This window comes from Hymenobacter sp. BT559, assembly GCF_017571525.1.
Classification (GTDB): domain Bacteria; phylum Bacteroidota; class Bacteroidia; order Cytophagales; family Hymenobacteraceae; genus Hymenobacter; species Hymenobacter ginsengisoli.
Window position 1 is genome coordinate 85,303 of sequence record NZ_JAGETY010000010.1, and the last position, 23,437, is coordinate 108,739.

Annotated in this window: 24 protein-coding genes; 16 read left to right on the forward strand and 8 right to left on the reverse strand. The window is 61.6% G+C overall.

Going from position 1 to position 23,437, the window contains the following annotated elements; genetic code table 11:
- Positions 1–5 precede the first annotated feature (5 nt).
- Complete coding sequence (locus J4D99_RS14515) at positions 6–1,610, reverse strand: protein adenylyltransferase SelO (protein ID WP_208132452.1); 1,605 nt, start codon at positions 1,608–1,610, stop codon at positions 6–8.
- 202 nt (positions 1,611–1,812) lie between these two features.
- On the opposite strand from J4D99_RS14515, the gene J4D99_RS14520 reads away from it, so the two are divergent.
- The gene (locus J4D99_RS14520; protein WP_208132453.1) at positions 1,813–2,082 is read left to right on the forward strand and encodes a hypothetical protein; all 270 of its coding nucleotides are present in this window, start codon (positions 1,813–1,815) and stop codon (positions 2,080–2,082) included.
- Between the two features lie 108 nt (positions 2,083–2,190).
- Entirely contained in the window at positions 2,191–3,132 is a 942-nt protein-coding gene (locus J4D99_RS14525; protein WP_208132454.1) for an NmrA family NAD(P)-binding protein, read from the forward strand.
- Between the two features lie 136 nt (positions 3,133–3,268).
- Here J4D99_RS14525 and J4D99_RS14530 read toward each other — a convergent pair whose 3' ends face one another.
- Positions 3,269–5,065, reverse strand: a complete 1,797-nt coding sequence (locus J4D99_RS14530; protein ID WP_208132455.1) for a thiamine pyrophosphate-dependent enzyme — start codon at positions 5,063–5,065, stop codon at positions 3,269–3,271.
- A 148-nt stretch (positions 5,066–5,213) separates the two neighbouring features.
- On the opposite strand from J4D99_RS14530, the gene J4D99_RS14535 reads away from it, so the two are divergent.
- Positions 5,214–5,480 (forward strand): hypothetical protein, encoded by a 267-nt coding sequence (locus J4D99_RS14535; protein WP_208132456.1) that lies wholly within the window; start codon positions 5,214–5,216, stop codon positions 5,478–5,480.
- Between the two features lie 103 nt (positions 5,481–5,583).
- Here the strand turns inward: J4D99_RS14535 and J4D99_RS14540 are convergent, their stop codons facing one another.
- Positions 5,584–6,504: a pirin family protein gene (locus J4D99_RS14540; protein ID WP_208132457.1), complete on the reverse strand. Its 921-nt coding sequence runs from the start codon at positions 6,502–6,504 to the stop codon at positions 5,584–5,586.
- A 154-nt stretch (positions 6,505–6,658) separates the two neighbouring features.
- Here J4D99_RS14540 and J4D99_RS14545 point away from each other — a divergent pair, with 154 nt between their 5' ends.
- Positions 6,659–7,201 carry a hypothetical protein gene (locus J4D99_RS14545; RefSeq protein WP_208132458.1) on the forward strand — a complete coding sequence of 181 codons (543 nt, stop codon included), beginning with the start codon at positions 6,659–6,661 and terminating at the stop codon, positions 7,199–7,201.
- A gap of 28 nt (positions 7,202–7,229) precedes the next feature.
- On the opposite strand, the gene J4D99_RS14550 is transcribed toward J4D99_RS14545, so the two are convergent.
- A complete protein-coding gene (locus J4D99_RS14550) occupies positions 7,230–7,607 on the reverse strand; it encodes a nuclear transport factor 2 family protein (RefSeq protein ID WP_208132459.1) in 378 nt (125 codons plus the stop codon).
- A gap of 322 nt (positions 7,608–7,929) precedes the next feature.
- On the opposite strand from J4D99_RS14550, the gene J4D99_RS14555 reads away from it, so the two are divergent.
- Positions 7,930–8,652 (forward strand): NADPH-dependent F420 reductase, encoded by a 723-nt coding sequence (locus J4D99_RS14555; protein WP_208132460.1) that lies wholly within the window; start codon positions 7,930–7,932, stop codon positions 8,650–8,652.
- Positions 8,653–8,846: 194 nt separating this feature from the next.
- On the opposite strand, the gene J4D99_RS14560 is transcribed toward J4D99_RS14555, so the two are convergent.
- The gene (locus J4D99_RS14560) at positions 8,847–9,557 is read right to left on the reverse strand and encodes an SDR family oxidoreductase (protein ID WP_208132461.1); all 711 of its coding nucleotides are present in this window, start codon (positions 9,555–9,557) and stop codon (positions 8,847–8,849) included.
- Positions 9,558–9,781: 224 nt separating this feature from the next.
- Positions 9,782–10,717, reverse strand: coding sequence for a helix-turn-helix domain-containing protein (locus tag J4D99_RS14565; protein WP_208132462.1), 936 nt, complete (start codon positions 10,715–10,717; stop codon positions 9,782–9,784).
- A 230-nt stretch (positions 10,718–10,947) separates the two neighbouring features.
- Here J4D99_RS14565 and J4D99_RS14570 point away from each other — a divergent pair, with 230 nt between their 5' ends.
- From J4D99_RS14570 to clpB, 4 genes are all read left to right on the forward strand, one after another.
- Positions 10,948–11,187 carry a hypothetical protein gene (locus J4D99_RS14570; RefSeq protein WP_208132463.1) on the forward strand — a complete coding sequence of 80 codons (240 nt, stop codon included), beginning with the start codon at positions 10,948–10,950 and terminating at the stop codon, positions 11,185–11,187.
- Positions 11,184–11,603 carry a type II toxin-antitoxin system VapC family toxin gene (locus J4D99_RS14575; protein ID WP_208132464.1) on the forward strand — a complete coding sequence of 140 codons (420 nt, stop codon included), beginning with the start codon at positions 11,184–11,186 and terminating at the stop codon, positions 11,601–11,603. Before J4D99_RS14570 ends, J4D99_RS14575 begins: the two co-directional genes overlap by 4 nt.
- 198 nt (positions 11,604–11,801) lie before the next feature.
- Complete coding sequence (locus tag J4D99_RS14580; RefSeq protein ID WP_208132465.1) at positions 11,802–12,341, forward strand: hypothetical protein; 540 nt, start codon at positions 11,802–11,804, stop codon at positions 12,339–12,341.
- Positions 12,342–12,483: 142 nt separating this feature from the next.
- Positions 12,484–15,093, forward strand: coding sequence for an ATP-dependent chaperone ClpB (clpB, locus tag J4D99_RS14585; protein ID WP_208132466.1), 2,610 nt, complete (start codon positions 12,484–12,486; stop codon positions 15,091–15,093).
- Between the two features lie 68 nt (positions 15,094–15,161).
- Here the strand turns inward: clpB and J4D99_RS14590 are convergent, their stop codons facing one another.
- Both J4D99_RS14590 and J4D99_RS14595 read right to left on the reverse strand, forming a co-directional pair.
- Positions 15,162–16,010 (reverse strand): class I SAM-dependent methyltransferase, encoded by an 849-nt coding sequence (locus J4D99_RS14590; protein ID WP_208132467.1) that lies wholly within the window; start codon positions 16,008–16,010, stop codon positions 15,162–15,164.
- Between the two features lie 299 nt (positions 16,011–16,309).
- A complete protein-coding gene (locus tag J4D99_RS14595) occupies positions 16,310–17,209 on the reverse strand; it encodes a hypothetical protein (protein WP_208132468.1) in 900 nt (299 codons plus the stop codon).
- 368 nt (positions 17,210–17,577) lie between these two features.
- Here J4D99_RS14595 and J4D99_RS14600 point away from each other — a divergent pair, with 368 nt between their 5' ends.
- The 7 genes from J4D99_RS14600 to J4D99_RS14630 all read left to right on the forward strand — a co-directional run bounded on the left by J4D99_RS14600 (position 17,578) and on the right by J4D99_RS14630 (position 23,235).
- Entirely contained in the window at positions 17,578–18,174 is a 597-nt protein-coding gene (locus J4D99_RS14600; RefSeq protein ID WP_208132469.1) for an RNA polymerase sigma factor, read from the forward strand.
- Positions 18,149–19,795, forward strand: a complete 1,647-nt coding sequence (locus J4D99_RS14605; protein ID WP_208132470.1) for a hypothetical protein — start codon at positions 18,149–18,151, stop codon at positions 19,793–19,795. Before J4D99_RS14600 ends, J4D99_RS14605 begins: the two co-directional genes overlap by 26 nt.
- A gap of 152 nt (positions 19,796–19,947) precedes the next feature.
- The gene (locus tag J4D99_RS14610) at positions 19,948–20,820 is read left to right on the forward strand and encodes a hypothetical protein (protein ID WP_208132471.1); all 873 of its coding nucleotides are present in this window, start codon (positions 19,948–19,950) and stop codon (positions 20,818–20,820) included.
- Positions 20,821–20,896: 76 nt separating this feature from the next.
- Positions 20,897–21,271, forward strand: coding sequence for a hypothetical protein (locus tag J4D99_RS14615; RefSeq protein ID WP_208132472.1), 375 nt, complete (start codon positions 20,897–20,899; stop codon positions 21,269–21,271).
- A 10-nt stretch (positions 21,272–21,281) separates the two neighbouring features.
- A complete protein-coding gene (locus tag J4D99_RS14620; RefSeq protein ID WP_208132473.1) occupies positions 21,282–21,848 on the forward strand; it encodes a YceI family protein in 567 nt (188 codons plus the stop codon).
- Between the two features lie 16 nt (positions 21,849–21,864).
- A complete protein-coding gene (locus J4D99_RS14625; protein WP_208132474.1) occupies positions 21,865–22,767 on the forward strand; it encodes a DUF5777 family beta-barrel protein in 903 nt (300 codons plus the stop codon).
- A gap of 201 nt (positions 22,768–22,968) precedes the next feature.
- Positions 22,969–23,235 (forward strand): hypothetical protein, encoded by a 267-nt coding sequence (locus J4D99_RS14630; RefSeq protein ID WP_208132475.1) that lies wholly within the window; start codon positions 22,969–22,971, stop codon positions 23,233–23,235.
- The last annotated feature ends 202 nt before the right edge of the window (positions 23,236–23,437 follow it).

The window sequence follows — 23,437 nt, forward strand, 5'->3', positions numbered from 1 at the left end:
AGAAGCTATGAGCTGCACGAGAGCGTAGCGCTGCCGGGCTTGTCGCGGGCCCACTCGGGGCGCTGGCGCTTGGCGGCTAGGGTCTCATACGCTGGGTGCTCGTCAAAAGGCGTTTTCAACACCTCAAACAGTGTGTTGAGCGGCAGCAGGTCGCCGGTTTCGGCGGCTTCAATGGCACGCTGGGCCAGGTAGTTGCGCAGCACATACTTCGGGTTGGCGGCTAGCATACCGGTGCGAATAGCCTCGGGGTCAGCCGTTTCCTGGCGCAGGCGCTGGGCGTAGCGGGCTAGCCAGTCGAGCAGGGCCTGGTCTTCGGCGGGCGCGGCTTCGTAGGCAGCCTGAGCGAGCAGGCCGCGAAACAACGCTTCCTCGTCGGCGGAAGAGCCAGTCAGCAGACCTGGGACCAGGTGCGACAGCTGCCGGAAAAAGATGGTCATATCAACCTGCGGGCCGGCCAAGGCCTCGGGCAGCGCCTCCGTAAGGGCGCGGTCGGCGGCAGGCTCCTTGGGCGTGAGGCCGAGTTTGCGTAGCAGCAGCTCGTGCTGGGTAGTGGCCAGTGTATGAGCGTAGAGGTCGAGGCTGGGGCGTAGGGCCTGCACATCGGCCACTAGGGGGCCTAGCGCCTGGGCCAGGGCCATGAGGTTCCACAGGCCCACGCGCGGCTGCTGGCCAAAGGCGTAGCGCCTTGAGTTAAAATCGGTGGTGTTGGGCGTCCAGTCGGGGTCGTAGGGCTCAAGCCAGCCGTAGGGGCCGTAGTCGATGGTGAGGCCCAGAATGGACATATTATCGGTGTTGAGCACACCGTGCACGAAGCCCACCGTCATCCAGTGCGCTACCAGCACGGCGGTGCGCCGCGCCACCTCGGCAAACCACTGCTCATACACCGCCGGCGAGGGCTCGCCCAGCTCGGGGTAGTGATGGCGAATGGTGTAGTCGGCCAAGGCCCGCAGGTTGTCCATTTCGCCGCTGGCTGCCATCAGCTGAAAGTTGCCGAAGCGAATGAACGTGGGCGCTACCCTGGCCACAATGGCGCCCGGCTCGGGGGCGGGGTGGCCGTCGTAAAACATGTCGCGCACCACCTCGGCGCCCGTGCTCACCAGGCTCAGGGCGCGGGTGGTGGGCAGGCCCAGGTGGTGCATAGCCTCGCTGCACAAAAACTCGCGCAGCGACGAGCGCAGCACCGCCCGGCCATCGGCCCGGCGCGAGTAGGGCGTGGGGCCGGCGCCCTTCAGCTGGATTTCCCAGCGGCGGCCATCCACGGCCGGTACCTGGCCTAGCGAGATAGCCCGGCCATCGCCGAGCTGCCCGGCCCAGTTGCCAAACTGGTGCCCGCCGTAGCGCGCCGCAAAGGGCTTCATGCTGGGGGTGAGAATGTTGCCGGCCAGGATATTGAGCGCCGCGCTGCGCTCGGATGGCCGGGCTAGGCCTAGTAATTCGCCCAGCTCATCGGACCAGGCCAGCAGGCGTGGCGCGGGCACGGGCGTGGGGCGCACCCGCGAGTAGCAGTAGCCCGGCACCTGGCGCGAGCCACTAGGGCCGGCCTCCTCGCCGCGCAGCTCTTCTACAAAAGGATTTTCAAACGTGACTTCGTCGAGCGGTAGGGTAGGCATAGTAGTAGGGGCTAGGGCCGCAGCGGGCGTACCTGCTTCGCAAACGCGGGGCCGGCCGCCATGTTTCAAGTTTGGAGCCGTCGCCCGTGCCCTGTAAAAAGCTAAGCTGGGCTAGGGCGTCCTAAACGGTTCTGCCAGTATCACGTATAGTAGCGGGCTGCGGCTAACCCGCCGCTTTTTTTCACTAGCCTTTTCCCCTGTCATGAAACTCCCCCTGCTTTTAGCTGCCGCCCTGGCCTTCACTACCAGCGCCGCCCTGGCTCAAACTGTAGCCCCCGGCACCGCACCCGGCGCCCAAACCGGCAACCCTTCTAATATGCCGAGCGCCGGCACCACTACCGACCAGACCACGAACACCAGTGGCCGCATGGATAATATGTCGGGCATGAGCCACAACGATAAGAAAATGATGCGCAAAAGCCGCAAAATGAAGTCGTCGGATGGCTCAATGAAAGCCAAAACAAAGATGTAAGAAACGCTGCTAGCCCCGGCTAGCTGGTTTGATGTTACCAAAGAAGCCCTTGTTGTCAGCAAGGGCTTCTTTGTTGGGTTGAGTTGCTACCACGCTTTTATTCCGTTAATGTCCACTGCTGCTTCCACCACGTCCGCCGGCCATTCGGTTGCCGAGCCACTTACCATAGCCCTGGCCGGCGCCACCGGCGACCTGGGCCACCGCATTGGGCTAGCCCTGCTAGACCGGGGCGCGCGGCTGCGCGCCTTGGTGCGCCCCGCCAGCGCCGCCAAGCCAGAAATTACGGCGCTACGCGAACGCGGTGCCGCTATCGTCGAGGTTGATTTCAACAATGCGGCAGCCCTGGCTAGGGCCTTCGCGGGTGCCGACTGTGTGGTGTCGGCGCTCTCGGGCCTGCGCGACGTGATAGTAGATGCGCAAACACAGCTGCTCAATGCCGCCGTGGCGGCCGGCGTGCCGCGCTTTATTCCGTCCGATTATTCCATCGACTACACCAAGCTGCCCGAGGGTTCGAACCGCAACCTGGACCTGCGCCGCGAGTTTGGCCGCCGGCTCGACCAGGCATCCATCCAGGCCACCTCGGTGCTCAACGGCATGTTTACGGACCTGCTGACTGGTCAGGCGCCGGTTATTCTGTTCAAAATCAAGCGGGTGCTCTACTGGGGCTCGGCCGACCAGCCGCTCGATTTCACCACCATTGCCGACACGGCCGCCTTCACCGCCGCCGCGGCCCTCGACCCCACCACGCCGCGCTACCTCCGCGTGGCCGGCGAAGTAGCCACCGTGCGCGACTTGCAAGCGGCCGCTGCCGCCACCACAGGCCAGCGTTTCGGCCGCTTGCGCGCCGGCGGCTTGTGGCTGCTCAAGCTGATGAGCCGCATAGCGCGGCGCCTGGCTCCGGCGCCCAAAGAAGTATTTCCACCGTGGCAGGGCATGCAGTACCTGCACAATATGTTCACCGGCTTGCCCAAGTTTTCGTCGCTCGATAACGACCGGTATCCTGACCTCAAGTGGACGACGGTGCGCGAAGTGCTGGCAACGCGGAAGTAGGGTAGGAGGGATAATCAAAAAAATAAGGCCGTCATGCTGCGCTTACCGAAGCATCTCTACTGCGCCGTTCGGATAACGTTCGGTAGAGCTGCTTCGGCAAGCGCAGCAGGACGGCCTTAATTTACTTCGCAAACTCCTACAGCCCCGGAATCACATCGAGCAGGCTGTGGCCCTTGGTAGCCACGGCCTCGCGATACTGATTTTTAATCACGTTTTTGATGATTTCGCTGGTGTCGCGCTCGCCGCGGGCCAGGGCCTTGGCAAACTCAATGGCCTGCGTGGTGCTCACTTTGCCCGGCATGGCGGGCTCATTGGGGTCCACGATGCAATCCACTACTACCGGGCCGTCGTGGGCCAGCGCCTGGCGGATAACGTGCTCGGCGTCTTTGGTTTCGGTCAGGGTAAAACCCGTGGCACCGCAGGCATCAGTAAATTTGGCGAAGTCGATGGGCTGGAGGTCTACGCCAAATTCGGGGTTGCCTTCCATCACAATCTGCTCCCACTTTATCTGGCCATAAGCGCGGTTGCTGAATACAAACACCTTGATAGGCAGCTTGTAGCGCACGGCGGTGGCCAGCTCGCCCATTAGCATCGTAAAGCCGCCATCGCCCACTAGGGCCACCACCGGCCGGCCGGGGTGCGCCACCGACGCCGCAATGGCGTAGGGCAGGCCGGCGGCCATGGTAGCGAGCAGCCCCGAGGTCGAAAACAGCATGTGTTCCTGCATCTGAATGTAGCGGGCGGCCCAAGTTGTGTTGTTGCCGCAGTCGCAGGTCACGATGGTGTTTTCGGCCAGCAAGGGGCTCAGCGTGAGCGGTACGGTTTGGGGCTTCATGGGGCTCGCCTCCTGGCTGCCGCGCTCGTGCAGCAGCTCGCGCCACGACTTCATGCGGTCCTGCGCTTTCTCTAAGAACTCGCGGTCGTCTTTGCGCTGCAGCAGCGGCAGCAGGGCTTGCAGCACGGCGCGGCTGTCGCCGAGCAGGCCCACTTCTACGGGCGTGCGCAGCCCGATGTGGCTGGCATCGAGGTCTATCTGCACGGTGCGCGCCTGGCCCGGCTTGGGGTAATAATCGAGGTAGGGGAAGTGCGAGCCCACGATAATGAGCGTGTCGCACTCTTCCATAGCATCTTGCGAAGGCGCCGTGCCCAGCAGCCCGATGCCGCCGGTGGTGTAGGGCGAGTCGTCGGGCACTACGCCCTTGCCCAGCAGCGCCTTCAGGATGGGGCCACCCACCGTTTCGGCCAGCTGCACCACTTCGGTGCGGGCGTTGAGGGCGCCCCGGCCAGCGAGAATGGTCACCTTTTTGCCCGCATTGATAACGTCGGCGGCCTTTTGCAGCTGCGCCTGGCTAGGGACCACATCGTAGCTCACGGGCGTGGGGCTGGTGTGGTGCTCCACGTTCATCTGCGACACCTTGTCGTTGCTGGTCGTCCACTCCTGCAAGTCCTTGGGGAAGGAGAGGTGGGCTACCGTGCGCTGGCTGAGCGCCGTGCGAATGGCTTGGTCCGTAATGCTTTCGACGTGCTCAGGGCCCATCACACGCTCGTTGCAGGCGGCCACATCGGCAAATACTTTTACCAGGTCCACATCCTGCTGCCAGTAAGTACCGCTGAGGTCGTGGGCCGCGCTGCCCGTGATGGCCAGCACCGGCTGCCCGTCGTACTTGGCATCGTAGAGGCCGTTGAGCAGGTGAATGCCGCCCGGCCCGCCCGTAGCCAGGCACACCCCGAGCTTGCCCGTAAACTTGGCGTAGCCGCAGGCCATGAAGGCGGCCGATTCTTCGTGGCGCACCAGCACCACTTTCAGCTTGTCCTGGTGCGTGCGTAGCGATTCATAGAGGCCATTAATGCCATCGCCGGGTAGGCTGAAAATGGTATCGACGCCCCAGGCCAGTAGTCGTTCGACCAGGAGGTCGGCTCCGGTTTTTGCCATGAGAGAGGGAGAATTGGAAATCGTGAGAAGTACTGATTTGCTTTACGTGGCCGGGCTGGCTAGGGTATATAGCCAGTTGCCAATTACAAATTCGGGCTGCCTGCGTAAGCGGCAATGACTTCGCCTTCCCCAGTTTTCAACTTTGCTTATGCACCTCCCAACCCTGAAACGCCCCCTGCTACTAGCCGCCTGCCTGCTGACTATCGGCACCGCCCTGGCCCAAACTGCCGTGCCCGCCAACGTGCCGGGTGCCCTGCCCGTGGCGCCACCCGATGCGTCCAGCGCCGGCGGCCCGCGTGCCCACCGCCGCACCGGGCAAGTGCCCGGCATGACCCACCGCGACAAAAAGCGGCTGCGTACCCTCACCAAAGTGCCCGCCAACCCCGATGGCTCCATGCGAATGCCACCCAAGTAAGCCGGTAGTTCGGGCCTGCAAAGTTGGCCAAAGTAGCGCTCAGCTTAGTCGTAAGTGCTTGCGCAGACGGCCTTGTGCTGGTTGGCGCCGCCGCTAGAGCCGCCTACGACAACGCCTGGGGCGGAGGCGAGCCCGAGCCAGCCGGCCGGGTACGGTCGCTGGGCAGGGGCACAAACTCGTGGTTGTCGGTGGGGGGCAGCGCAATGCGGCCGGCTTGCCAGTCGGCCTTGGCCTGCTCGATGCGCTCGCGGCGCGACGACACGAAATTCCACCAGATAAAGCGCTCGCCCAGCGGCTCGCCCCCTAGCAGCATCAGGGTGCTGGGCTCGCGGGCCACCAGCACCGGGTCGAGGCCCGGGGTGAACACCAGCAGCTGGCCCGGCGTGTATACCTGGCCGCTCACCTCCACGCTGCCCTTGGCCACGTAGGCGCCGCGCTCGGGGTAGCCGCGCGGCAGCCCAAAGCGCGCCCCGGCTTGCAGCACCACGTGCACATAAAACAGCGGCGAGTGCGTTTCGACGCTGTTTTTCAGTCCGTAGGCGTCGCCCGCAATCAGCCGCATCCACACGCCGGTATCGGTGAAGATGGGCAGCTCGCCGGGCTGGTAGTTGCGGAAGGTGGGCGCCTGCTCTTCATCGGCCTCGGGCAGGGCTACCCAAGTTTGCAGCATTTCGAGGGCGCCGCCCGCCAGGGCCGCCGGGTCCTCAAACCGCTCGGAATGGGAGATGCCCGAGCCAGCCGTCATCCAGTTTACCTCGCCGGGCCGAATAATCTGCTCCACACCCAGGCTGTCGCGGTGCGTCACCTGCCCGCCAAACAAGTAGCTCACCGTGCTCAGCCCGATGTGCGGGTGCGGCAGCACATCGAGGCTGGCCAGCTGCGTGGGCGCTACCTGCACTGGCCCGGCGTGGTCCATAAAAATAAAGGGGCCTAGCATGCGCCGCAGCCGGTAGGGCAGGATGCGTTTCACGGCAAACCCCGGTGCCAAGGCGGCCGGGCGGGCATCAATAACGAGGTCGAGCATAAACGTAAGCGTAGGGCTAGGCTGCTAAATGTAGGGAATCGCGCAAAAAGGCAAATGGCTTAACATATGCTTTGTAATGCAAAGTTCTTTTGCTTTCTTTGCGCCACTTTCACTTTTCACCTCCCTCACGACCATGACCCTAGCTAAAAGCCTTATGGGAGTAGCGCTTGCCACGGCGCTGCTGTTGCTGATTCCCTTGGTGGCCATGCAGTTTACTACCGAAGTGGTATGGACGCTTTCCGATTTCGTAGTAGCCGGCGCGCTGCTTTTTGGGGCGGGCCTCACGTTTACCCTGCTGGCGCGGCTGGGCAATAATCGCCCTTACCGGCTGGCGATGGGCGTGGCGGTGGCGGCCGGGCTGCTGCTGGTGTGGGCCAACCTGGCCGTGGGGCTGATAGGCAACGAGCACAGCCCCGCCAACCTGCTGTTTGGCAGCGTGTTGGTAGTAGCGCTCGGCGGGGCGTTTGCGGCGCGGTTCCGGCCGCTGGGCATGTCGCGCGCCATGTTTGCGGCAGCGCTTACCTACGTCACGGTTGCGGCTATTGCGCTGTCTAGCTGGCCGCCCGCCGCTGCCACCGCCGAGCCGTCGGCGAACCTGCCCAATATGCTGGTTGGCAATGGAGTATTTGCCGCGCTGTGGGTGGTTTCGGGCTGGCTGTTTCGGCGGGCTGGTAGTGCCGGCCCGCAACTGGTTTAGCAGCCTGCGCTAGCCCTTGGCGCCCGTATTAAGGCTTGCGAATGTGGATAGACTGGCCCACTAGCTTCCACTGTCCGTCAATCTTTTCCAGCAGCCGCAACTCGTAGGAGTAGGTTTTTTGCCCATCCTTGGCGGTCGATTCTTCGTCGTGGCTGACCCAGGCCGTAGTGCCTGCCACGTGCATCTTGTAGTTGGAGTTGACGGCGGCCCCGCCCTGCCCCATGGAGGGGGAGGGCGCTATCATCAGGGCCGGTGGAATATCCAGGGCCTTGCCATCGCCAGTCGAAACCAGCACGCGGCTGTAGGGCTGAATGTGCCAGCATGCGGCGTGGCCCGCTACGTCGCCGGCGCGCCAGGTAGCCGATTCTTTTTCCAGCAGCTGCTTAATGGCAGCGGTATCGTCCATGGGCTGGCTACAGCCGGTTAGTACGCAGCTGGCAAGCAGCCCGAGCAGCAATTTCATACGGGTGGGTTGGGGAAAGTTGGTCAGGGCAAGCAGCCTGGTCAGCAAGATAGCGCGGCCGCGTTAGGGGTAGATAAGCAAGAGCTTGCCGCTAGCCCTCCGCCGCACGGCAGGAGCAGGGTAACCTCCTCCGTAAGAATAAGGAGGAGTAAGAGGCGGGTATTTGGGCACAGTGCCAGTAAAACAATCCGCTCCGGCGGATGGTCTTAGCACGGGCCGCATTTGCAGAAAAGCGGCTCCTCAACATCTGCTCATCTATCTCCCTATGCACATTGGAATCATTGGCGCTGGCCACATCGGCAGCGCTCTCGCCGTTCGGCTCACCAGCCTCGGCCACTCAGTAGCTATTGCGAACTCCCGCAGCCCCGAAACCTTGACGGACTTGGCCCAAAAAACCGGCGCTACGCCCGTAACGGCCAAAGAAGCAGTCCGCGATGCCGACCTCATTGTGGTGACTATTCCGCTGAAAAGCATCCCCGACCTGCCCAAAGACCTTTTTGAGGGCGTGCCCGCTGATGTGCCGATTATCGACACCAGCAACTATTATCCCTTGCTGCGCGATGGCCAACTCCCCGAGCTGGAAAGCGGTGACCTCACCGAGAGCGAGTGGGTGCAGCAGCACCTAGGCCGCCCAGTGCTGAAGGTGTTCAACAACATCTTCGCTGCCAACCTCCAAAACAACGGCAAGCCCGCCGGTACGCCCGGCCGCATCGCGCTACTGGTAGCCGGCGACGATGCCGCTGCTAAGCAGAAGGCAATGAAGCTAGTAGAAGAGCTAGGCTTCGACGCCGTGGATGGTGGCAGCCTGCACGAGTCGTGGCGCCAGCAGCCGGGCTCGCCCTTGTACTGCACCGATTTGTCGGCCGATGAAGTGAAGAAGGACCTCGCCAACCTGGGCACCCAGCGCACGCCCGAGCAGCACGCTGAATTTCTGGCCAACCAGGCCGCATCGGAAAAGCAATTGCAGGCGCAGGGCGTTAAGCTCTAAGAGACGACATACGTGGGCTAGCCAACGGATTGGTCCTTAGGTTAAAAAAGCAAGCGTTCGTCATGCTGAACGCAGTGAAGCATCTCTACTGCATCGTTGGGCAAAACCAGACGGTGCGGTAGAGATGCTTCATTGCGTTCAGCATGACAGCCGTTTGCAAGTTCGTAGTTAGGAGGCCATCCTATTGCTAGCCTTTACCAAGGCAAAATGCCGTCGGCAGAGGACATCGTGCCAGTAGGTCCCTCAGTCGGTAGCAGGGCCAGCCGAATGGCTTCCGCCGCGCCCTGCGCGGGCGTATCGGTGCCTTCAAAGCCGTTGAGGTCGGTGGCGGTGTAGCCGGGCGCGGCCGAGTTTACCTTGATGCCTGTGTCGCGCAGCTCGAAGGCTAGCTGCACGGTAAGCATGTTCAGCGCGGCTTTCGAGGCCGAGTACCCGAGCAATGCCCAGTCGTGTTGCCCCACGATGGTGAGCGAGCCTAGCGGACTCGACACGTTGACGATGCGCCCCGCCGCGGCCTGCTTCACCAGCGGCAAAAACGCCTGGGTCACGGCCAGCGTGCCCAGGAAATTGGTTTGGAGCGCTTGCTCTACACTGCGCACGTCAGCATTGACGGGCGAGCCGTCGCCGGGCACATTGATGGCCGCATTGTTGACCAGGATGTCGAGGTGGCCTTCTTCGCGTTGCAACTGCGCCGCTGCGGCGGCTAGGGTAGCTTGGTTGCTTAGGTCTACTTCGAGAAAGCGAACGTCGCCTTCGGCGGACAGCTCGACTACGGCTTGCTGGCCTTTGGCGGCCTCGCGGGCCCCTAGGTACACCCGGCAGCCCGCTTGCAGTAGCCCCCGCACTATTTCGAAGCCGATGCCTTTGTTGCCACCAGTGACCAGCGCTATTTTCTGATTTGCCATGTTGCCTGTGGGTTTGGCCTCCTAGGGGATGGAGGCGAGTAAGTACCCCACAAAGGTCCGGGCTGTAGGAAAGGGGTAAACTTCGCCAGTCAACCCATCGGTTTTAGATTTCAAACATATTGGTGTAGGTTTGAAATTGCTGCACAGTAGCGCGGACTTTCAGTCCGCGAGTGCATAAGCTTATTACCCATAACTCGCGGACTAAAAGTCCGCACTACTTACCGCTATACCCCAAACACCGCCAGCCGCCGGAAATCCCCCGGCGTTTGGCTGGCGTGGCGCTTGAAAAAGGTGCAGAAGTGCGCCACATCGGCAAAGCCCAGGCTATCGGCAATTTCCGAAACGCTCCAGGCGGTTTGCTTCAGCAAGAGCTTGGCTTCCTGCGCCAGGCGGCGGCTGAGGAGGGCGGTGGTGGTGTGGCCGGTCGTCTCCTTCAGCACGCGGTTGAGGTGGTTGACGTGCACGGCTAGTTGGTCGGCGTAGTCGGTGGCGGTGCGCAGGCGCAGCGGCGGCTGCGGGCTCTGGCGCGGAAACTGCCGCTCTAGCAACTCCGTGAATTGGGTGGCCACGCGGGCGGCGGCGCTGTGCGTAGCCAGCGGGATGGGGGCCGGCTGTAGCTTCTGCACCAGGTGAATCAGCTCCCAGAGGTAGGTGCGCAGCAGGTCGTGCTTGTAGGCGTAGCCCGACGAAAGCTCGCGCGCCATCTTCTCAAAAATAGCTTCGAGCGCCACGCAGTCGGCCGCGGCCACGTCCCACACCGGGTAGGCGCCAGGCTGAAAAATCGGCAGCTCCGCCAGCAGCACCCCGGTGCGGGCGGGCAGCAGAAAGGCATCGTCGAAGAGGCAGCTATAGCCCGCAAAATCTTCGGTGAGCGGCAGCCACCGGTAGGGCACGCGCGGCGTCACCAGAAATAAGGTAGTATCGCCGACGTGCGGGGCCTGGTCGGCACACTCCACTTGGCTGCGCCCGCGGCAGAGCGTGATTTTGTAGTAGTCGCGCCGGTTAAACGTCATCGGGGGCGTCCCGCGCAGCTCCGCCAACGGGAACACGTTGAAATGCCCCACGCCTTGTCCCATATCCGGCGGTGGCACCACGCCAGCTGCGGATTCAGGACCTGGGGCCAGCGCCTCGTAAAAGGTGGCTAGGGTATTCGGTTTCATAGGGGCAAGTGTACGAAGTGCGCGGGCGAGTAGGTGACCCATTCAGCGTCTGTCATGCTGAGCTTGTCGAAGCATCTCTACCGAACGATACCCTAGCGGTGCGGTAGAGATGCTTCGACAAGCTCAGCATGACAGACTTTAGTTAAGCTGGCTCGGGAAAGGAACTAAGCCAACGGCTCGTAGTTTTGGAAATATGGAAGTAGCAGCACGCACCCTTTATTAAAACCAGTATGCCAACCACTCTCATCTTAGAACCTGCTAATGATACCGACCTGCACTTGCTGTTAAGCTTGGCGCAGCGCCTGGGTGTAAAAGCTACTGCTTCCCCAGCAGCTACCCTGTCGCTAGAGGAACGGGAGCGTCGCTTTCTGGCCCTGTTCGGCGCTTGGCAATCTGACGAAACTGGCGACGAAATCAACCAGATGCTGCAAGCATCCCGCCAGAGCAATCGCCCCGACGTAGAACTATGAGTGCTGGCTACTTGCTCGATACCAACATCTGCGTACACTTTCTGCGCGGCGAGCACCAGCTCCAAGCCAGATTTGCCGCGCTCGGTTTAGCGCAGTGTTTCGTGTCCGAAATAACTGTGGCCGAGTTGCTATTCGGGGCCGCTAATAGTGCACCCGTTTGGCAGGCTCGCCAGCGGCAGCAAGTAGCCGAGTTTCAGGCATTGTTTGCCGAACAAGTACTCCCTATCGGCCCCGCGCTGGCCATATTCGCCGAGCAAAAAGCCGCTCTGCGCCGCATTGGGCGGCCGATAGATGATTTTGATATTCTGATTGGGAGCACGGCGCTGGCTCACGGTCTTACCCTCGTCACGCGCAACACTCGGCACTTCACTAACTTTTCTAATCTGGTGCTGGAGAACTGGATAGACCAGCCTTAGCTTACAATGCAAACTCGACATGCTGATTGGCAGCGCGGCGGTAGCGCACGGCTGCACGCTGGTGACGCGCAATACCCGCTACTTTGCCGATATGGTTGGTATCGTGTTGGAAGATTGGGTGTAGGAGTATGAGGATGGGCAGCAGGCGGGGTAGTTGTTCTGCTGTAGCTTACTACTATGTGGTGGCGGTAATATTAGTTGCAAGCCGGCGTCAGTTACAATAATTTCACTCCTTATCAAATCGCCAAAGTGGCTACTCGACCCAAACTAGCTTGTCTGCTATTCTTCTGCACATCATTTGCGCCTATCGACGGCCGATATTGGGCTGCGGGTGAGGCGTTAATCAAAAATTTACGTGCGCAGTCCCCCGCCTTTGAGGGGGTTGCAATGCGTGACTATACTTATAAAGACCTTGACAACGATAACGTCTATGAAATTATAGAAACAGTAAATAAGCTAGAAGAAGGCGCTCCCGGGTGGCTCAATAGCGAAATTTCCCCAGCCTTCGATTTACATAGAGTATACAATTACAAAGCAGGGAAATTTCAGAAGGATTACCGGCCATTTGCTGAGTATGTAGAGCAGCGTATAGAGTTTTATAAATTCTGGAAAAGACAAATCCAAAATTCCTCTCTATTATCAGAGGATTCACAAGAATTAGTAAAGGCCAATAAGCAGACCTTTATCAAAGAGTTAGACCGGCTTATTGCTGCAATGGAAGGCGTGAAGAATAAATGATACTGCTAAAATGTCCATTTGATACATTATTTGAAATGCATTTGTAGTCAAAAAGTCCGATTCCCTACTTCTGCACCTCGTTTGCTAGTACCCTCGTACAATCTTCTTAACCCGAAGCACCTACCGAGAACTAAGCAAACCAATGGACTTTAAAAACTTCACCATCAAGGCACAGGAGGCCGTGCAGAAGGCCACCGAGATTGCCGGAGCCAACCAGCAGCAGGCTATCGAAACGGGCCACCTGCTGAAGGCTTTATTACAGAACGACGAGAACACCCTGGCCTTCTTAGGTAAGAAACTGGGCGCCAACATGGCCAATCTCGGCCAGCGGCTCGATGCCATCGTGCAGGCCTACCCTAAGGTGAGCGGCGGCTCGCCCTACCTGGCCAATGATGCGGCCAATGCCGTGCAGCGCGCCAACACCCAGATGAAGGACATGGGCGACGAGTTCGTGTCCGTCGAGCACCTGCTGCTGGGCATCTTGGGCGGCAAAGACAGCGTGGCTAGCCTGCTCAAAGACAACGGCTTTACGGAGAAGGACCTGAAAGCCGCCATCCAAGAGCTGCGCGGGGGCCGCAAGGTGACCAGCCAAACCGCGGAGGAGCAGTACCAGAGCCTCAACCGCTACGCCATCAACCTAAACGAGCGCGTGCGCAGCGGCAAGATGGACCCCGTTATCGGGCGCGACGAGGAAATCCGCCGCGTACTCCAGATTTTGTCGCGCCGCACCAAAAACAACCCCGTGCTGCTCGGCGAGCCCGGCGTAGGTAAAACTGCCATCGCCGAAGGCCTGGCCCAGCGCATCGTGGCCGGCGACGTGCCCGAGAACCTGCAAGACAAAACCTTGATGAGCCTCGACCTAGGCCTGCTCGTGGCCGGCGCCAAGTACAAGGGCGAGTTTGAGGAGCGCCTCAAGGCCGTTATCAAGGAAGTGACCGACGCCGAAGGCCAGATTATTCTTTTCATCGACGAGATACACACCCTGATTGGGGCCGGTGGTGGGGGCGAAGGCGCTATGGACGCCGCCAACCTGCTCAAGCCCGCCCTGGCCCGCGGCGAGCTGCACGCCATCGGCGCCACCACGCTCAAGGAATACCAGAAATACATCGAGAAAGACAAGGCCTTGGAGCGCCGCTTCCAGGCCGTAATGGTGGACGAGCCGAGCGTGCCCGACGCCATCAGCATCCTGCGCGGCATCAAGGAGAAGTACGAACTGCACCACGGCGTGCGCATCACCGACGACGCCGTGATTGCGGCCGTGGAGTTGAGCAGCCGCTACATCACCGACCGCTTCCTGCCCGACAAGGCCATCGACCTCATGGACGAGGCTGCCGCCAAGCTGCGCATCGAGCTGAACTCTATGCCCGTGGAGCTCGACGAAATCCAGCGCCGCATCATGCAGCTAGAGATTGAGCGCGAGGCCATTCGGCGCGAAGACAACAAGGACCGCGAGGCCGTGCTCAGCAAGGAGCTAGCCGAGCTAGGTACCCAGCGCGACGAGCTGAAAGCCAAGTGGGAGGGCGAGAAATCAGTCCTGACCAACATCCAGACCGAGAAGGAAAACATCGAGCGCTTCAAGACCGAAGCCGAGCAGGCCGAGCGCCAGGGCGACTACGGCCGCGTGGCCGAGCTGCGCTACGGCAAAATCCAGGAGGCCGAGCAGAAGCTCAAAACCTTGCAGGACGAAGCCAACGCCAATAAAGACGGCGGCGGCATGCTACAAGAAGTAGTAACCAGCGAGGACATTGCCGAGGTAGTGGCCAAGTGGACGGGCATCCCGCTGAGCAAAATGCTGCAATCGGACCGCGACAAGCTCCTAGGTCTCGAAGCCGAGCTGGGCCGCCGCGTGGCTGGCCAGAGCGAAGCCATCGCCGCCATCTCGGATGCCGTGCGCCGCTCGCGTGCCGGGTTGCAAGACCCCAAGCGGCCTATCGGCTCGTTTATCTTCCTAGGTACCACCGGGGTAGGCAAGACCGAGCTAGCCAAGGCCCTGGCCGAGTACTTGTTCAACGACGAGAACGCCATGGTGCGCATCGACATGAGCGAGTTTCAGGAGCGCCACGCCGTATCGCGCCTCATCGGCGCGCCTCCCGGCTACGTGGGCTACGACGAGGGCGGCCAGCTCACGGAGGCCGTGCGCCGCAAGCCTTACTCGGTGGTGCTGCTCGACGAGATTGAGAAAGCGCACCCCGACGTGTTCAACATCTTGCTGCAAGTGCTCGACGATGGCCGCCTCACCGACAACAAAGGCCGGGTGGCGAACTTCAAGAACACCATCATCATCATGACCTCGAACACGGGGGCCGACATCATTCAGAAGAATTTCAAGGAGCTGAATGAGTACAACCACGAAGAAGTGGTGGACCGCACCCGCGACGAAGTAGTGGAGCGACTGCGCCAGCACATGCGCCCCGAGTTCCTGAACCGCATCGACGAAATCGTGATGTTCCAGCCGCTCAAGCGCAAGGAAATCCGCAAGATTGTCGATATCCAGTTCAAGCAAATCCAGCAGCGCCTGCAGGAAGCCGGCATTAGCCTCGAAGCCACCGACGAGGTACTCGACTACCTCGGCGAGCAGGGCTTCGACCCGCAGTTCGGCGCCCGCCCGCTCAAGCGCGTGCTCCAGCGCGTCATCCTCAACGAGCTGAGCAAGGAGATACTCTCCGGCAAAGTGAGCAAGGACGCCGTTGTTGAGGCGGTGTTGGAGGACGGTGCCGTGCACTTCGAAAACGTGGAGCTGCCGACTGTTTAATAGAGGTAATTTATACAAAAAAGCCCCGCTAGCCTAGGTTAGCGGGGCTTTTTTGTATAAACCTGGTGTCAGCGTTTCTCCGCTACCAGCACCAGCGAGCCAAACGGCAGGCTGATTTTTCCATCTACCGCTAGGGGCTCCAATTTGGTAAATAGCGCCGACTTGATAGCGGCGCGGGTATCGTCGGTGGCCTGGCTCATGGCGGTCACTACGGGGGCGGCTACTTCCATCATATTTTGCCAGTATCCCTCGGGGCCGTCAAAGGTGACAGTGCCTTGTACCTCTTTCTCGCTGATAGTTTGGAAGCCAGCTTGGGTGAGCAGGCCGGCCAGCATGCCGGGCTGGGCGCAGCGAAACATGCCAGTGGCGCCCGGTGCGGGAGTGGGGAGCGTAAGGTGCGCGCCCATGGTGCCCATCATAGTGCCTATCCAGGGGTTGTGAGGCGGGGCCGACCACACGCAGGTGGCTAGCCGGCCGCCGGGCTTTAGCACCCGGTACATTTCCTGGGCGGCGAGCAGCATATCGGGGAAAAACATGAAGCCCATGCGGCAGCTGATAGCATCGAAGCTTTGGTCGGCAAAGGGAAGCGCACAGACATCACCAGCTACTGCTTCGTAATTGGGGAGGGCTTGCTGGGCGGCTTTTTCGCGGGCTACTGCCAGCATGCCTTCCGAGAGGTCGAAGCCAGTGACGTGGCCGCGGGGGGCTAGCCGAGCGATGGATAGGCCGGGCTCGCCGGTGCCGGTGGCTACATCCAGCACGTGGTCAGTTTCCTTGATTTGGAGCGCGTCGATAATCTCCTGGCCCATCGGGCGCATAAAGTTCATGGTCCAAGTGTCCCACTTCTTCCAGCCGGGCGAAAACTTGTCCCAGGTTTGCTGTTGCTGGTCGCGGATTTGTGTAAGGGCGGCTTCCATAGTCAAAACGTTGAGTAGAAAAATGGAGTGAATTCCGGCAAGTATTTCTGCAAAAAGTAACGCAGCACTAGCAATGTGGCGGCTAGCCCCCCGTAGGGAGCGCCTAACGGCTAAGGGGGTATGGGGAAGCTGAAAAATACGAGTAATTAACTGATAGTCAAAATAGACAGGTGGCGCAAAGGCATTGGTAGGTGCTGGTGCAGGGCCGGCCAGTGCGCAGCGGCTGCCATGGTAGCCAGGCCAGGCACATGGAGTTTAAAGCAAAAGCCCCGCTAGCGGTGGGCTAGCGGGGCTTACTATTAGTCTAATGGCTGCAGGTCCTTCTTTTTGATTCGCTGTCGAATCTTTTTTGGCAGCGGCTTGCCGGAGCGGTACGCGTTTTCAATCTCGCTCTCGCGCGCTTCGTTATAGGTTACCAGATTGGTTACGCCGATAGCAACCGGTGCAGCGACGAAACCGCCAAGCAGAATAGCTAGGCTGCCGCCGTCCACTTTGTCGCCGTCGATGTTCGGGCTGGCGAGGGCGCGCGTCATGGATAGGATGCCAGCAAGGCCAAGGTAGTTCCATCTTTTGCCACCGGTACGGCGCCGCTCAAACAGGCGGTTGATAGCCCGCAGCGTATCGGCGTGCGCGACTTCCGCTAGCTGGGCCGCCGTAAGGCCCACGGTCGAGGCTGCGGGGCGGATGTCGGGGGCCGACAGCGGGTCGTAATCGGATGGCAAGCCACGCAGCGGGGCAAAATTGCCGCGCAAACGCCGCGACACACTTGTACGCAAGTGCCCGGTGGCCGCTAACTCGCGGAGCACCTGCCGCTCGCGGCCGGGCCGGAACTGAATGCGTTTGTTCAACCCAATGAGTAGGAAGGCCGACCCGGCGACTACGCCCGGTGTCCACACACCGGCACTGGTAGTTTGCAGGGCTGGCAGGGTAGAGGCCAGGATGCTAGCCGTACCAAAGCCCAGCCAACCAGCCCCGCCGCCGCGCCGGCTCTTAAACAGCTTGCGAATGGCGCGGGCAGTATCGGCGCGGGTAAGGTTGGGGAGCGGGGCCGGCGTTGCTACCCTTGCGGAAGGCGTAGGGGGGCTAGCCGGAAGGGGTTGCGCCCGCTCGCTGCCGGGCTGGGCGGTGACGGAGGTTTGGGCGGCCGCCGGGCGCAGGGTGAAGGCGAGCAGCAGCAGTAACAGTAGTTTTTTACCCATTGACAAATGGTGTAGATTTGAAAAAAGCGGTACGAATATACAGGCATTAAGCTCCGCACTGAGGTTGAGCTAGCGCCGGCGCAAGAGGCGAAGTAGCTGCCCGCCTATAGTTGCTGGCTAGCCCTGCCTGGGGCGGGCAGAAAAGCAGAGGGCCTTCCGACAGCCAGAAATTGCGTAGCTCAGCCACATCAAAAACCACGAGCAGGCTGCTGGGTAGCAGCTCGGCTAGCCACCAATTATTTGGTTGAAAAACAGTGAATAGAATGAGCGTCGAAAGATTTCAGTAATTTTTTGTAAGTTGACGGCAACCATTCGACGCGGTGCCCCGAGTTCCTTGGCAGCTAGTAGTCACTTTTTAGCCTGTGGTTATGCCTACTCCTACTCCTGCCCAGCTTAGCGACCTGCTTGCCGGCTGCCGGGCATTGGACCGGGCTAGCCAGCGCGCGCTCTACCAGCAGTACTACGGCTTTGGCTTCGCCATTTGCCAGCGCTACCTCACCGACCGCGATGCGGCGCTGGAAGCCGTGAACGACGGCTTTCTCAAGATTTTTCAGGAGCTGCCGCGCTTCGATGCCACCCGCTACGCCGACCTGGCAGGCTCGCTGCGCGGCTGGATGCACCGCATTATGGTGCGCACGGCCATCGACCACTTTCGGGCCGAGCACCGGCATTCGCTGCACGCCGGCCTCGATGAGGTGGGGGAGGCGCACGCCGAGGCCAGCGCCGCCACACCGCTCGATGCCCTGTCGTTTGACGAGCTGCTGCGCCTGGTGGGGCAGCTCTCGCCGGCCTGCCGGGCGGTGTTCAACCTCTACGCCATCGACGGCTACACGCACGAGGAAATAGCCGAGCAGCTCAGCATCTCGGTAGGTACGTCCAAGTCTAACCTGTTCAAAGCCAGAGCCTCTCTCAAACAATTTCTTAAGTTAGAAAAGCATCATGCCTACGCCCACTATGTCAGATGAAGAGCTAGACTCGGTCTTTCGGCGCGTGGCAAATGAGTACTCGCCCGAAGTGCCCCCGCCCGGCGCCTGGGAGCGCCTGGACAGTCAGTTGGCCACCACTGCTACCACCCAGCAGCTGCGTGGCAAGGTGCTGCGTGCCTTCGGAGCCGAGGTAGCCACCCTAGCCGTATTGGTATGGCTGGGCTGCCAGCTACTGCCGGAGAATCAGCTCGCCCGGTTGCCGGAAGCCAAATTACCCGCTGCCACTACCCGGCTCGCGGCCACCGAAGCGAGCCGCCCCCGGCTCGCCGCTTCAACTGTATCCGCTAGCCCCGCTACCACGTCGGTGGGCGGTAGCTCAGCTGCAGTAGCCAGGCCTGATAAGCTATTGGCCAGCGTTTCTACCACTGCCGCGCAAGCCAGCGTGAGCCTGGCTGCCGAGGCTACGCCCGAGCCGACGGCGCTGGTTAGCGCTACCGCCAAGCGAGTGGGGCAGCGCCGACTAGCCGCTGGCCTGGCAACCGCCCCGGCTAGCCCTGCCGGGCCAATGGTGGCAACAGGTGATAAGGCCAGTCGCACATTATCAACTGCTGCAGCGCTTGGCAAAGCCCGGCGTGCTGCGCCAGCGGTAGCAGTTTTTGCTGCGGCTAGCCCTACTGCGTCGGCTACTCCGAGTGCTGCTGTTGCCAGCGCTTCTTTAGCAGCTGCTGAAGCGCCTGGTGGGGCCAAGCATCGTCAGCACGCGAAGGCCGCGCGCAACCAGGCGCTGCCAGGTGCTGTGCCTGGCGGCGGGCCTGCTCGCCAGGCGCGCCGCGCGACTGGGCTTGTGGCAAGTAGCTATTTGCCTGCTCCTAACACTAAAAAGACAGCGAAGAGCCAAGCAGGCGAGGCCGAGAGCCTGCCAGTGGCCAGGCTAGCCGAAGCCTCAATGGGCAGCCGCGCGGCGTGGCTATCGCTGGCCACTTACCCGCTGCCCGACTCGCTAGGGGGGGTGGCGCGCCTGCTGCCGGCCGACACGACGAAGGAGCAGAAGCCTCCGGCGCTGCGGCCGCCTTACCGGCTGGTGCTGGGGCTGCTGGGCGCGCCAGCCTTTAGCGCGGTGCGCACGCCCCAAACGGCCCAATTGGGTGGCGACTACGGCCTCACGCTCGAATACCTGCTCACGCCGCGTCTGCGGGTGCGGGCCGGGCTCATCAGCAGCCGCAAGCGCTACTACGCGGCTAGCTCCGACTACGAGGCGCCCGCGAACTGGCAGTGGTTTCCGGGCAATTATGAGCTGGATGCCAACTGCCGCATCACCGAGATTCCGCTTGATGTGCGCTTCGACGTGCTGCGCCGACCCACTTACGCCGTGTTTACCAGCGTGGGAATTAACTCGCTGCTGATGCGCAACGAGCAATACAGCTACGACTGGACCATGAACGGCCAGACCTTCACCAAAACGGCGCAGGTAGTCAATGGCTCCAATCACTTCCTGGGCGTGCTCAACCTGTCGGTGGGTGTCGAGCGGCCCATCGGCGGGCGTTGGTCGGCTCAGGTCGAGCCTTTCTGGCAGCTTCCGCTCGGCGGGGTAGGGGCCGGCAAGGTGCACCTGAGCAGCGCTGGCGCGGCGTTCTCCCTCAAATTTGGCCTGATACGGTAGCCGGACGCGGCTGCTAGGGCGCGGGCAGGCGCCTTCTCTACTGCCCACTCGCGGGCCCGGTGCGCACCGGGTTCGGCACCTGGCTGCGCCTCTGCGGGGGCTAGCGGCCGACACTTACTTCTCTTTTCATCAACGCTTTACCAAACATCGTCATGCTTGGACACTCTCTCTATGCCCGGCCGGTTCGCTGGCTGGCTGGTGCCACCGCGCTCGTGGTGGGCACATTGCTAGGCCTTGGTGCCTGCCAAAAAAAGGACGATAGCACCACCCCGGCCCCGGCGGCGCCCACGCCCACCATTCAGCTCATGCCCAATGCCGTGGTGGGGCCGCACCTCGCCGACTCGGTGGGCAACACGGTCTATTTATTCTCCCGCGACCTGGCGGGCACCAACAACTGCACCGGCGGCTGCGCCAGCGTGTGGCCCATCTTCTACACCTCGCACCTGGTGGTAGGTAATGGGCTGGATGCGAAAGACTTTGCTACCATTACTACGAGCACCGGCCAGCGCCAGACCACCTACAAAGGCTGGCCCATGTACTACTACGCCCCGGCCGATGCCAGCGGGCAGTTTGTGCGCGAAAAGCCCGGCCAGGTAACCGGCGACAACGTGGGCGGCGTGTGGTACACCATGCGCCCCGACTACAGCCTGCTGCTGGCCCGCACCAGCGTCACGAACAAGACGACCAACTTAGCTGCAACTAAGACGTTCCTGATTGATAGCCAAGGTCGTACGCTCTACACCTTCGCCAAAGACCAGACCAGCCCCAGCACCCAGGCTACCAACTGCACCGGGGGGTGCGCCACCGTGTGGCCCGTGTATGGCGGGGCGCCCGCCGTGCTGCCTTCGGGCCTGAAAAGCAGTGACTTCGGTACCCTGGCCCGCACCGACGGGACCAATGGCTACCCTAGCCAGCAAACGACTTACAAGGGCCTGCCGCTCTACTACTACGCCCCCGATGGCGGCACCCGCAATAAGGTGGAGGGCGATGGCGTGGGCAACGTGTGGTCGGTGGCCGCGCCGTGAGCAGCCGGGCCGGCCTAGCCCGCGCCCGGCTTCGGCTGGCCGCGGGCAATCTCTTTCATTTTAACGCATCAAGTATATGGTCATCAAGCTACTGACCCTGGCCAGCGCCGCGCTGCTGCTCGGGGCTTGCGCCTCGCAAAATGGCGAAGACCTGCTGGCTAGCGGGGGCGTGCCCACTCCGGCCTGCGACACCTCGCACGTCACGTATGCCGGCACGGTGGCGCCTATCCTGCAGCAATGCAGCGGCTGCCACGGCGGTAGTCAGCCCTCGGCCGGCTTTGCCGTGGGCAGCTATGCCCAGGTAAGCACCAAGGCCGCTAATGGCCAGCTGCTCGGCACCCTCAACCACGACGCCGGCTACTCGCCCATGCCCAAGGGCGGGGCCAAGCTCTCCGATTGCGACCTCGCCAAGCTGCGCCAGTGGGTGGCGGCCGGCGCGCCCAACAATTAACCTCTTTGCCATGCAACAGCTACAGCTTGTATGGGTGGTACTGCTGGGGTGGCTGGCTGCCGCCCCAGCCCAGTCGCCCACCCGTTTTTTTACCCGTACGGGCACCATCCGCTTTTTCTCGGCTACGCCGGTCGAAGACATTGCTGCTACCAACCAGCGGGTGGCGGCGGCCGTGGATGTGACCACCGGCCAGCTGGCTTTCACGGTGCCCATGCAGGAGTTTCAGTTTCCGAAAAAGCTGATGCAGACCCACTTCAACGAAAACTACGTGGAGTCGGAGAAGTACCCGAAGGCCTTGTTTGCGGGGCAGTTGGTGGGCTTTCAAGCCGCAGCCCTTGACCAAGGCGGGCCACAGCCGGCTGTGGCCGAGGGCGACCTCACCATTCACGGCGTGAAGCGGCACGTGCGGGTGCCCGGCACGCTCGAAAAACAAGGCAACCGCCTGCTGGTCAACGCCAAGTTTGCGGTCGAAACGGCCGATTACAACATTGAGATTCCGCTGCTGGTGCGCGGCCACATCGCCAAAACCGTGGACGTGACCGTGGCCCTGGCCTGCGACCCGCTGCCGCAGCCCTAATCCTTTCTGCTCTCTTATGAAAAGAATTTTTACCCTTGCGCGGCTGGCCCTGGGGCTGGCCGCTGTGCTCGTGCCGGGTCTAGCCCGCGCCCAGGACTTAATGCAGCAACTCAACAAGTTGTCGGCCGACAGTCTGCGGCTCAGCCTCGTGCAGGCCACCTTCAAAGGCACGCGCGTCATCAACGGGCAGTCGATAGAGACGCCGGGCGCGGGCACGCTGGTGTTTCTGATTTCGCACCGCTTTGGCGCGCTCAATAGCGGGGCCTACAACTTCTTCGGCCTCGACCAGGCCACTATTCGGCTAGGGCTCGAATACGGCATTACCGACCGGCTAGCTGTGGGCGTGGGCCGCAGCTCGATGGAAAAGACCTTCGACGGCTTTGCCAAGTACCGGCTGCTGCGCCAAAGCACCGGCGCCGGGGCCATGCCCCTATCGGTGACGCTGCTGGCCACCACAGCCCTCACCTCGCTGGAGTTTCAGCCGCAGTCTGAGCGCACGGGCGTTTCGCGCCTCACCTACACCTACCAGGCGCTGCTGGCCCGCAAGTTCAGCCCCAGCCTTTCGGTGCAGCTCATGCCTACGCTCGTGCACCGCAACTACGTTGACTTGCGCCGCGACCAGAACAATGTGTATGCCGTGGGCGCGGCCGCCCGCCAGAAGCTCACCAAGCGCTTTGCCCTTACCGGCGAATACTACTACCTGCTGCCCGGCGCCACCGCCGACAATTTTCGCAACTCGCTGGCCCTGGGTTTCGACATCGAAACCGGCGGCCACGTCTTTCAGCTGCACGTCACCAACTCGCCCGGCATGATTGAGAAGTTCTTCATTCCCCAAACCACGGGCAACTTCTTCAAGGGCGATATCTTTTTTGGCTTCAACATCTCACGCGCCTTCCAGCTCGGCGGCCGCCGGCCCTAAGTGAAGAACGGATTAAGCGGTGTTCTAGCCGCGTTGGTCGATGTGAATCAGGGGGAAATTATGTAAGTTATTGATTGGCAATAAGTTGCTTAAAAGTGAGCAAAAGCGCAAAAGCAGCCCTGGCACAGCGATTGAATTGGAAGGGGCAGACGCGTCGCTCTTTACTCCTTCTTTTTTCAATCCTTTCCAACCCCCTTCGCCATGAAAGCCTCCCTCTTTTCGTTCGTTGCCGCCGCTGCCCTCTTCGTTACTACTGCCGCTTCGGCCGCCACTCCCTTCGACCACGACCACGGCCGCGACTTGCGCCGGATGTCGCCCCGCGAACGCGCTCGCTACGAGCAGCAGATGCGCTTCGAGCAAGCCCAGCGTGAGCGCGATATGCAGCTAGCCCGTGAGCGGGCCCGCTGGGAAGCCCAACACCGCCACGGCCCGTCGTATGGCTACGGTTACGGCTACGGCCGCCGCTAGGCCTCCTGCCAGCTAGTGAAGAGCCCTGAGTCTCCCCGGCGAGATTCAGGGCTCTTTGTGCGTTTGGGGTACTACCTGGCAGCGGTGGCTAGGGTGCGCGGCGCGGTGTGGGTTGGCAACGATTGCGTAAATAAAGGCTTGCAGGCGGGCGGTAACTGCTCCGCCTCAGGAGGATATTCGAGGCATTCCCGCCCATTTTTCT

Excerpts from the sequence above, each read along its gene's own strand:
- J4D99_RS14575 (WP_208132464.1), top strand. The coding sequence starts at position 11,184 with ATGAGTGCTGGCTACTTGCTCGATACCAACATCTGCGTACACTTTCTG.
- J4D99_RS14600 (WP_208132469.1), top strand. The coding sequence starts at position 17,578 with ATGCCTACTCCTACTCCTGCCCAGCTTAGCGACCTGCTTGCCGGCTGC.
- J4D99_RS14630 (WP_208132475.1), top strand. The coding sequence starts at position 22,969 with ATGAAAGCCTCCCTCTTTTCGTTCGTTGCCGCCGCTGCCCTCTTCGTT.
- J4D99_RS14525 (WP_208132454.1), top strand. The coding sequence starts at position 2,191 with ATGTCCACTGCTGCTTCCACCACGTCCGCCGGCCATTCGGTTGCCGAG.
- J4D99_RS14610 (WP_208132471.1), top strand. The coding sequence starts at position 19,948 with ATGCTTGGACACTCTCTCTATGCCCGGCCGGTTCGCTGGCTGGCTGGT.
- J4D99_RS14535 (WP_208132456.1), top strand. The coding sequence starts at position 5,214 with ATGCACCTCCCAACCCTGAAACGCCCCCTGCTACTAGCCGCCTGCCTG.
- clpB (WP_208132466.1), top strand. The coding sequence starts at position 12,484 with ATGGACTTTAAAAACTTCACCATCAAGGCACAGGAGGCCGTGCAGAAG.
- J4D99_RS14565 (WP_208132462.1), bottom strand. The coding sequence starts at position 10,717 with ATGAAACCGAATACCCTAGCCACCTTTTACGAGGCGCTGGCCCCAGGT.
- J4D99_RS14590 (WP_208132467.1), bottom strand. The coding sequence starts at position 16,010 with ATGGAAGCCGCCCTTACACAAATCCGCGACCAGCAACAGCAAACCTGG.
- J4D99_RS14530 (WP_208132455.1), bottom strand. The coding sequence starts at position 5,065 with ATGGCAAAAACCGGAGCCGACCTCCTGGTCGAACGACTACTGGCCTGG.
- J4D99_RS14555 (WP_208132460.1), top strand. The coding sequence starts at position 7,930 with ATGCACATTGGAATCATTGGCGCTGGCCACATCGGCAGCGCTCTCGCC.
- J4D99_RS14620 (WP_208132473.1), top strand. The coding sequence starts at position 21,282 with ATGCAACAGCTACAGCTTGTATGGGTGGTACTGCTGGGGTGGCTGGCT.
- J4D99_RS14520 (WP_208132453.1), top strand. The coding sequence starts at position 1,813 with ATGAAACTCCCCCTGCTTTTAGCTGCCGCCCTGGCCTTCACTACCAGC.
- J4D99_RS14550 (WP_208132459.1), bottom strand. The coding sequence starts at position 7,607 with ATGGACGATACCGCTGCCATTAAGCAGCTGCTGGAAAAAGAATCGGCT.
- J4D99_RS14560 (WP_208132461.1), bottom strand. The coding sequence starts at position 9,557 with ATGGCAAATCAGAAAATAGCGCTGGTCACTGGTGGCAACAAAGGCATC.
- J4D99_RS14515 (WP_208132452.1), bottom strand. The coding sequence starts at position 1,610 with ATGCCTACCCTACCGCTCGACGAAGTCACGTTTGAAAATCCTTTTGTA.
- J4D99_RS14540 (WP_208132457.1), bottom strand. The coding sequence starts at position 6,504 with ATGCTCGACCTCGTTATTGATGCCCGCCCGGCCGCCTTGGCACCGGGG.
- J4D99_RS14595 (WP_208132468.1), bottom strand. The coding sequence starts at position 17,209 with ATGGGTAAAAAACTACTGTTACTGCTGCTGCTCGCCTTCACCCTGCGC.
- J4D99_RS14570 (WP_208132463.1), top strand. The coding sequence starts at position 10,948 with ATGCCAACCACTCTCATCTTAGAACCTGCTAATGATACCGACCTGCAC.
- J4D99_RS14545 (WP_208132458.1), top strand. The coding sequence starts at position 6,659 with ATGGGAGTAGCGCTTGCCACGGCGCTGCTGTTGCTGATTCCCTTGGTG.
- J4D99_RS14625 (WP_208132474.1), top strand. The coding sequence starts at position 21,865 with ATGAAAAGAATTTTTACCCTTGCGCGGCTGGCCCTGGGGCTGGCCGCT.
- J4D99_RS14605 (WP_208132470.1), top strand. The coding sequence starts at position 18,149 with ATGCCTACGCCCACTATGTCAGATGAAGAGCTAGACTCGGTCTTTCGG.
- J4D99_RS14615 (WP_208132472.1), top strand. The coding sequence starts at position 20,897 with ATGGTCATCAAGCTACTGACCCTGGCCAGCGCCGCGCTGCTGCTCGGG.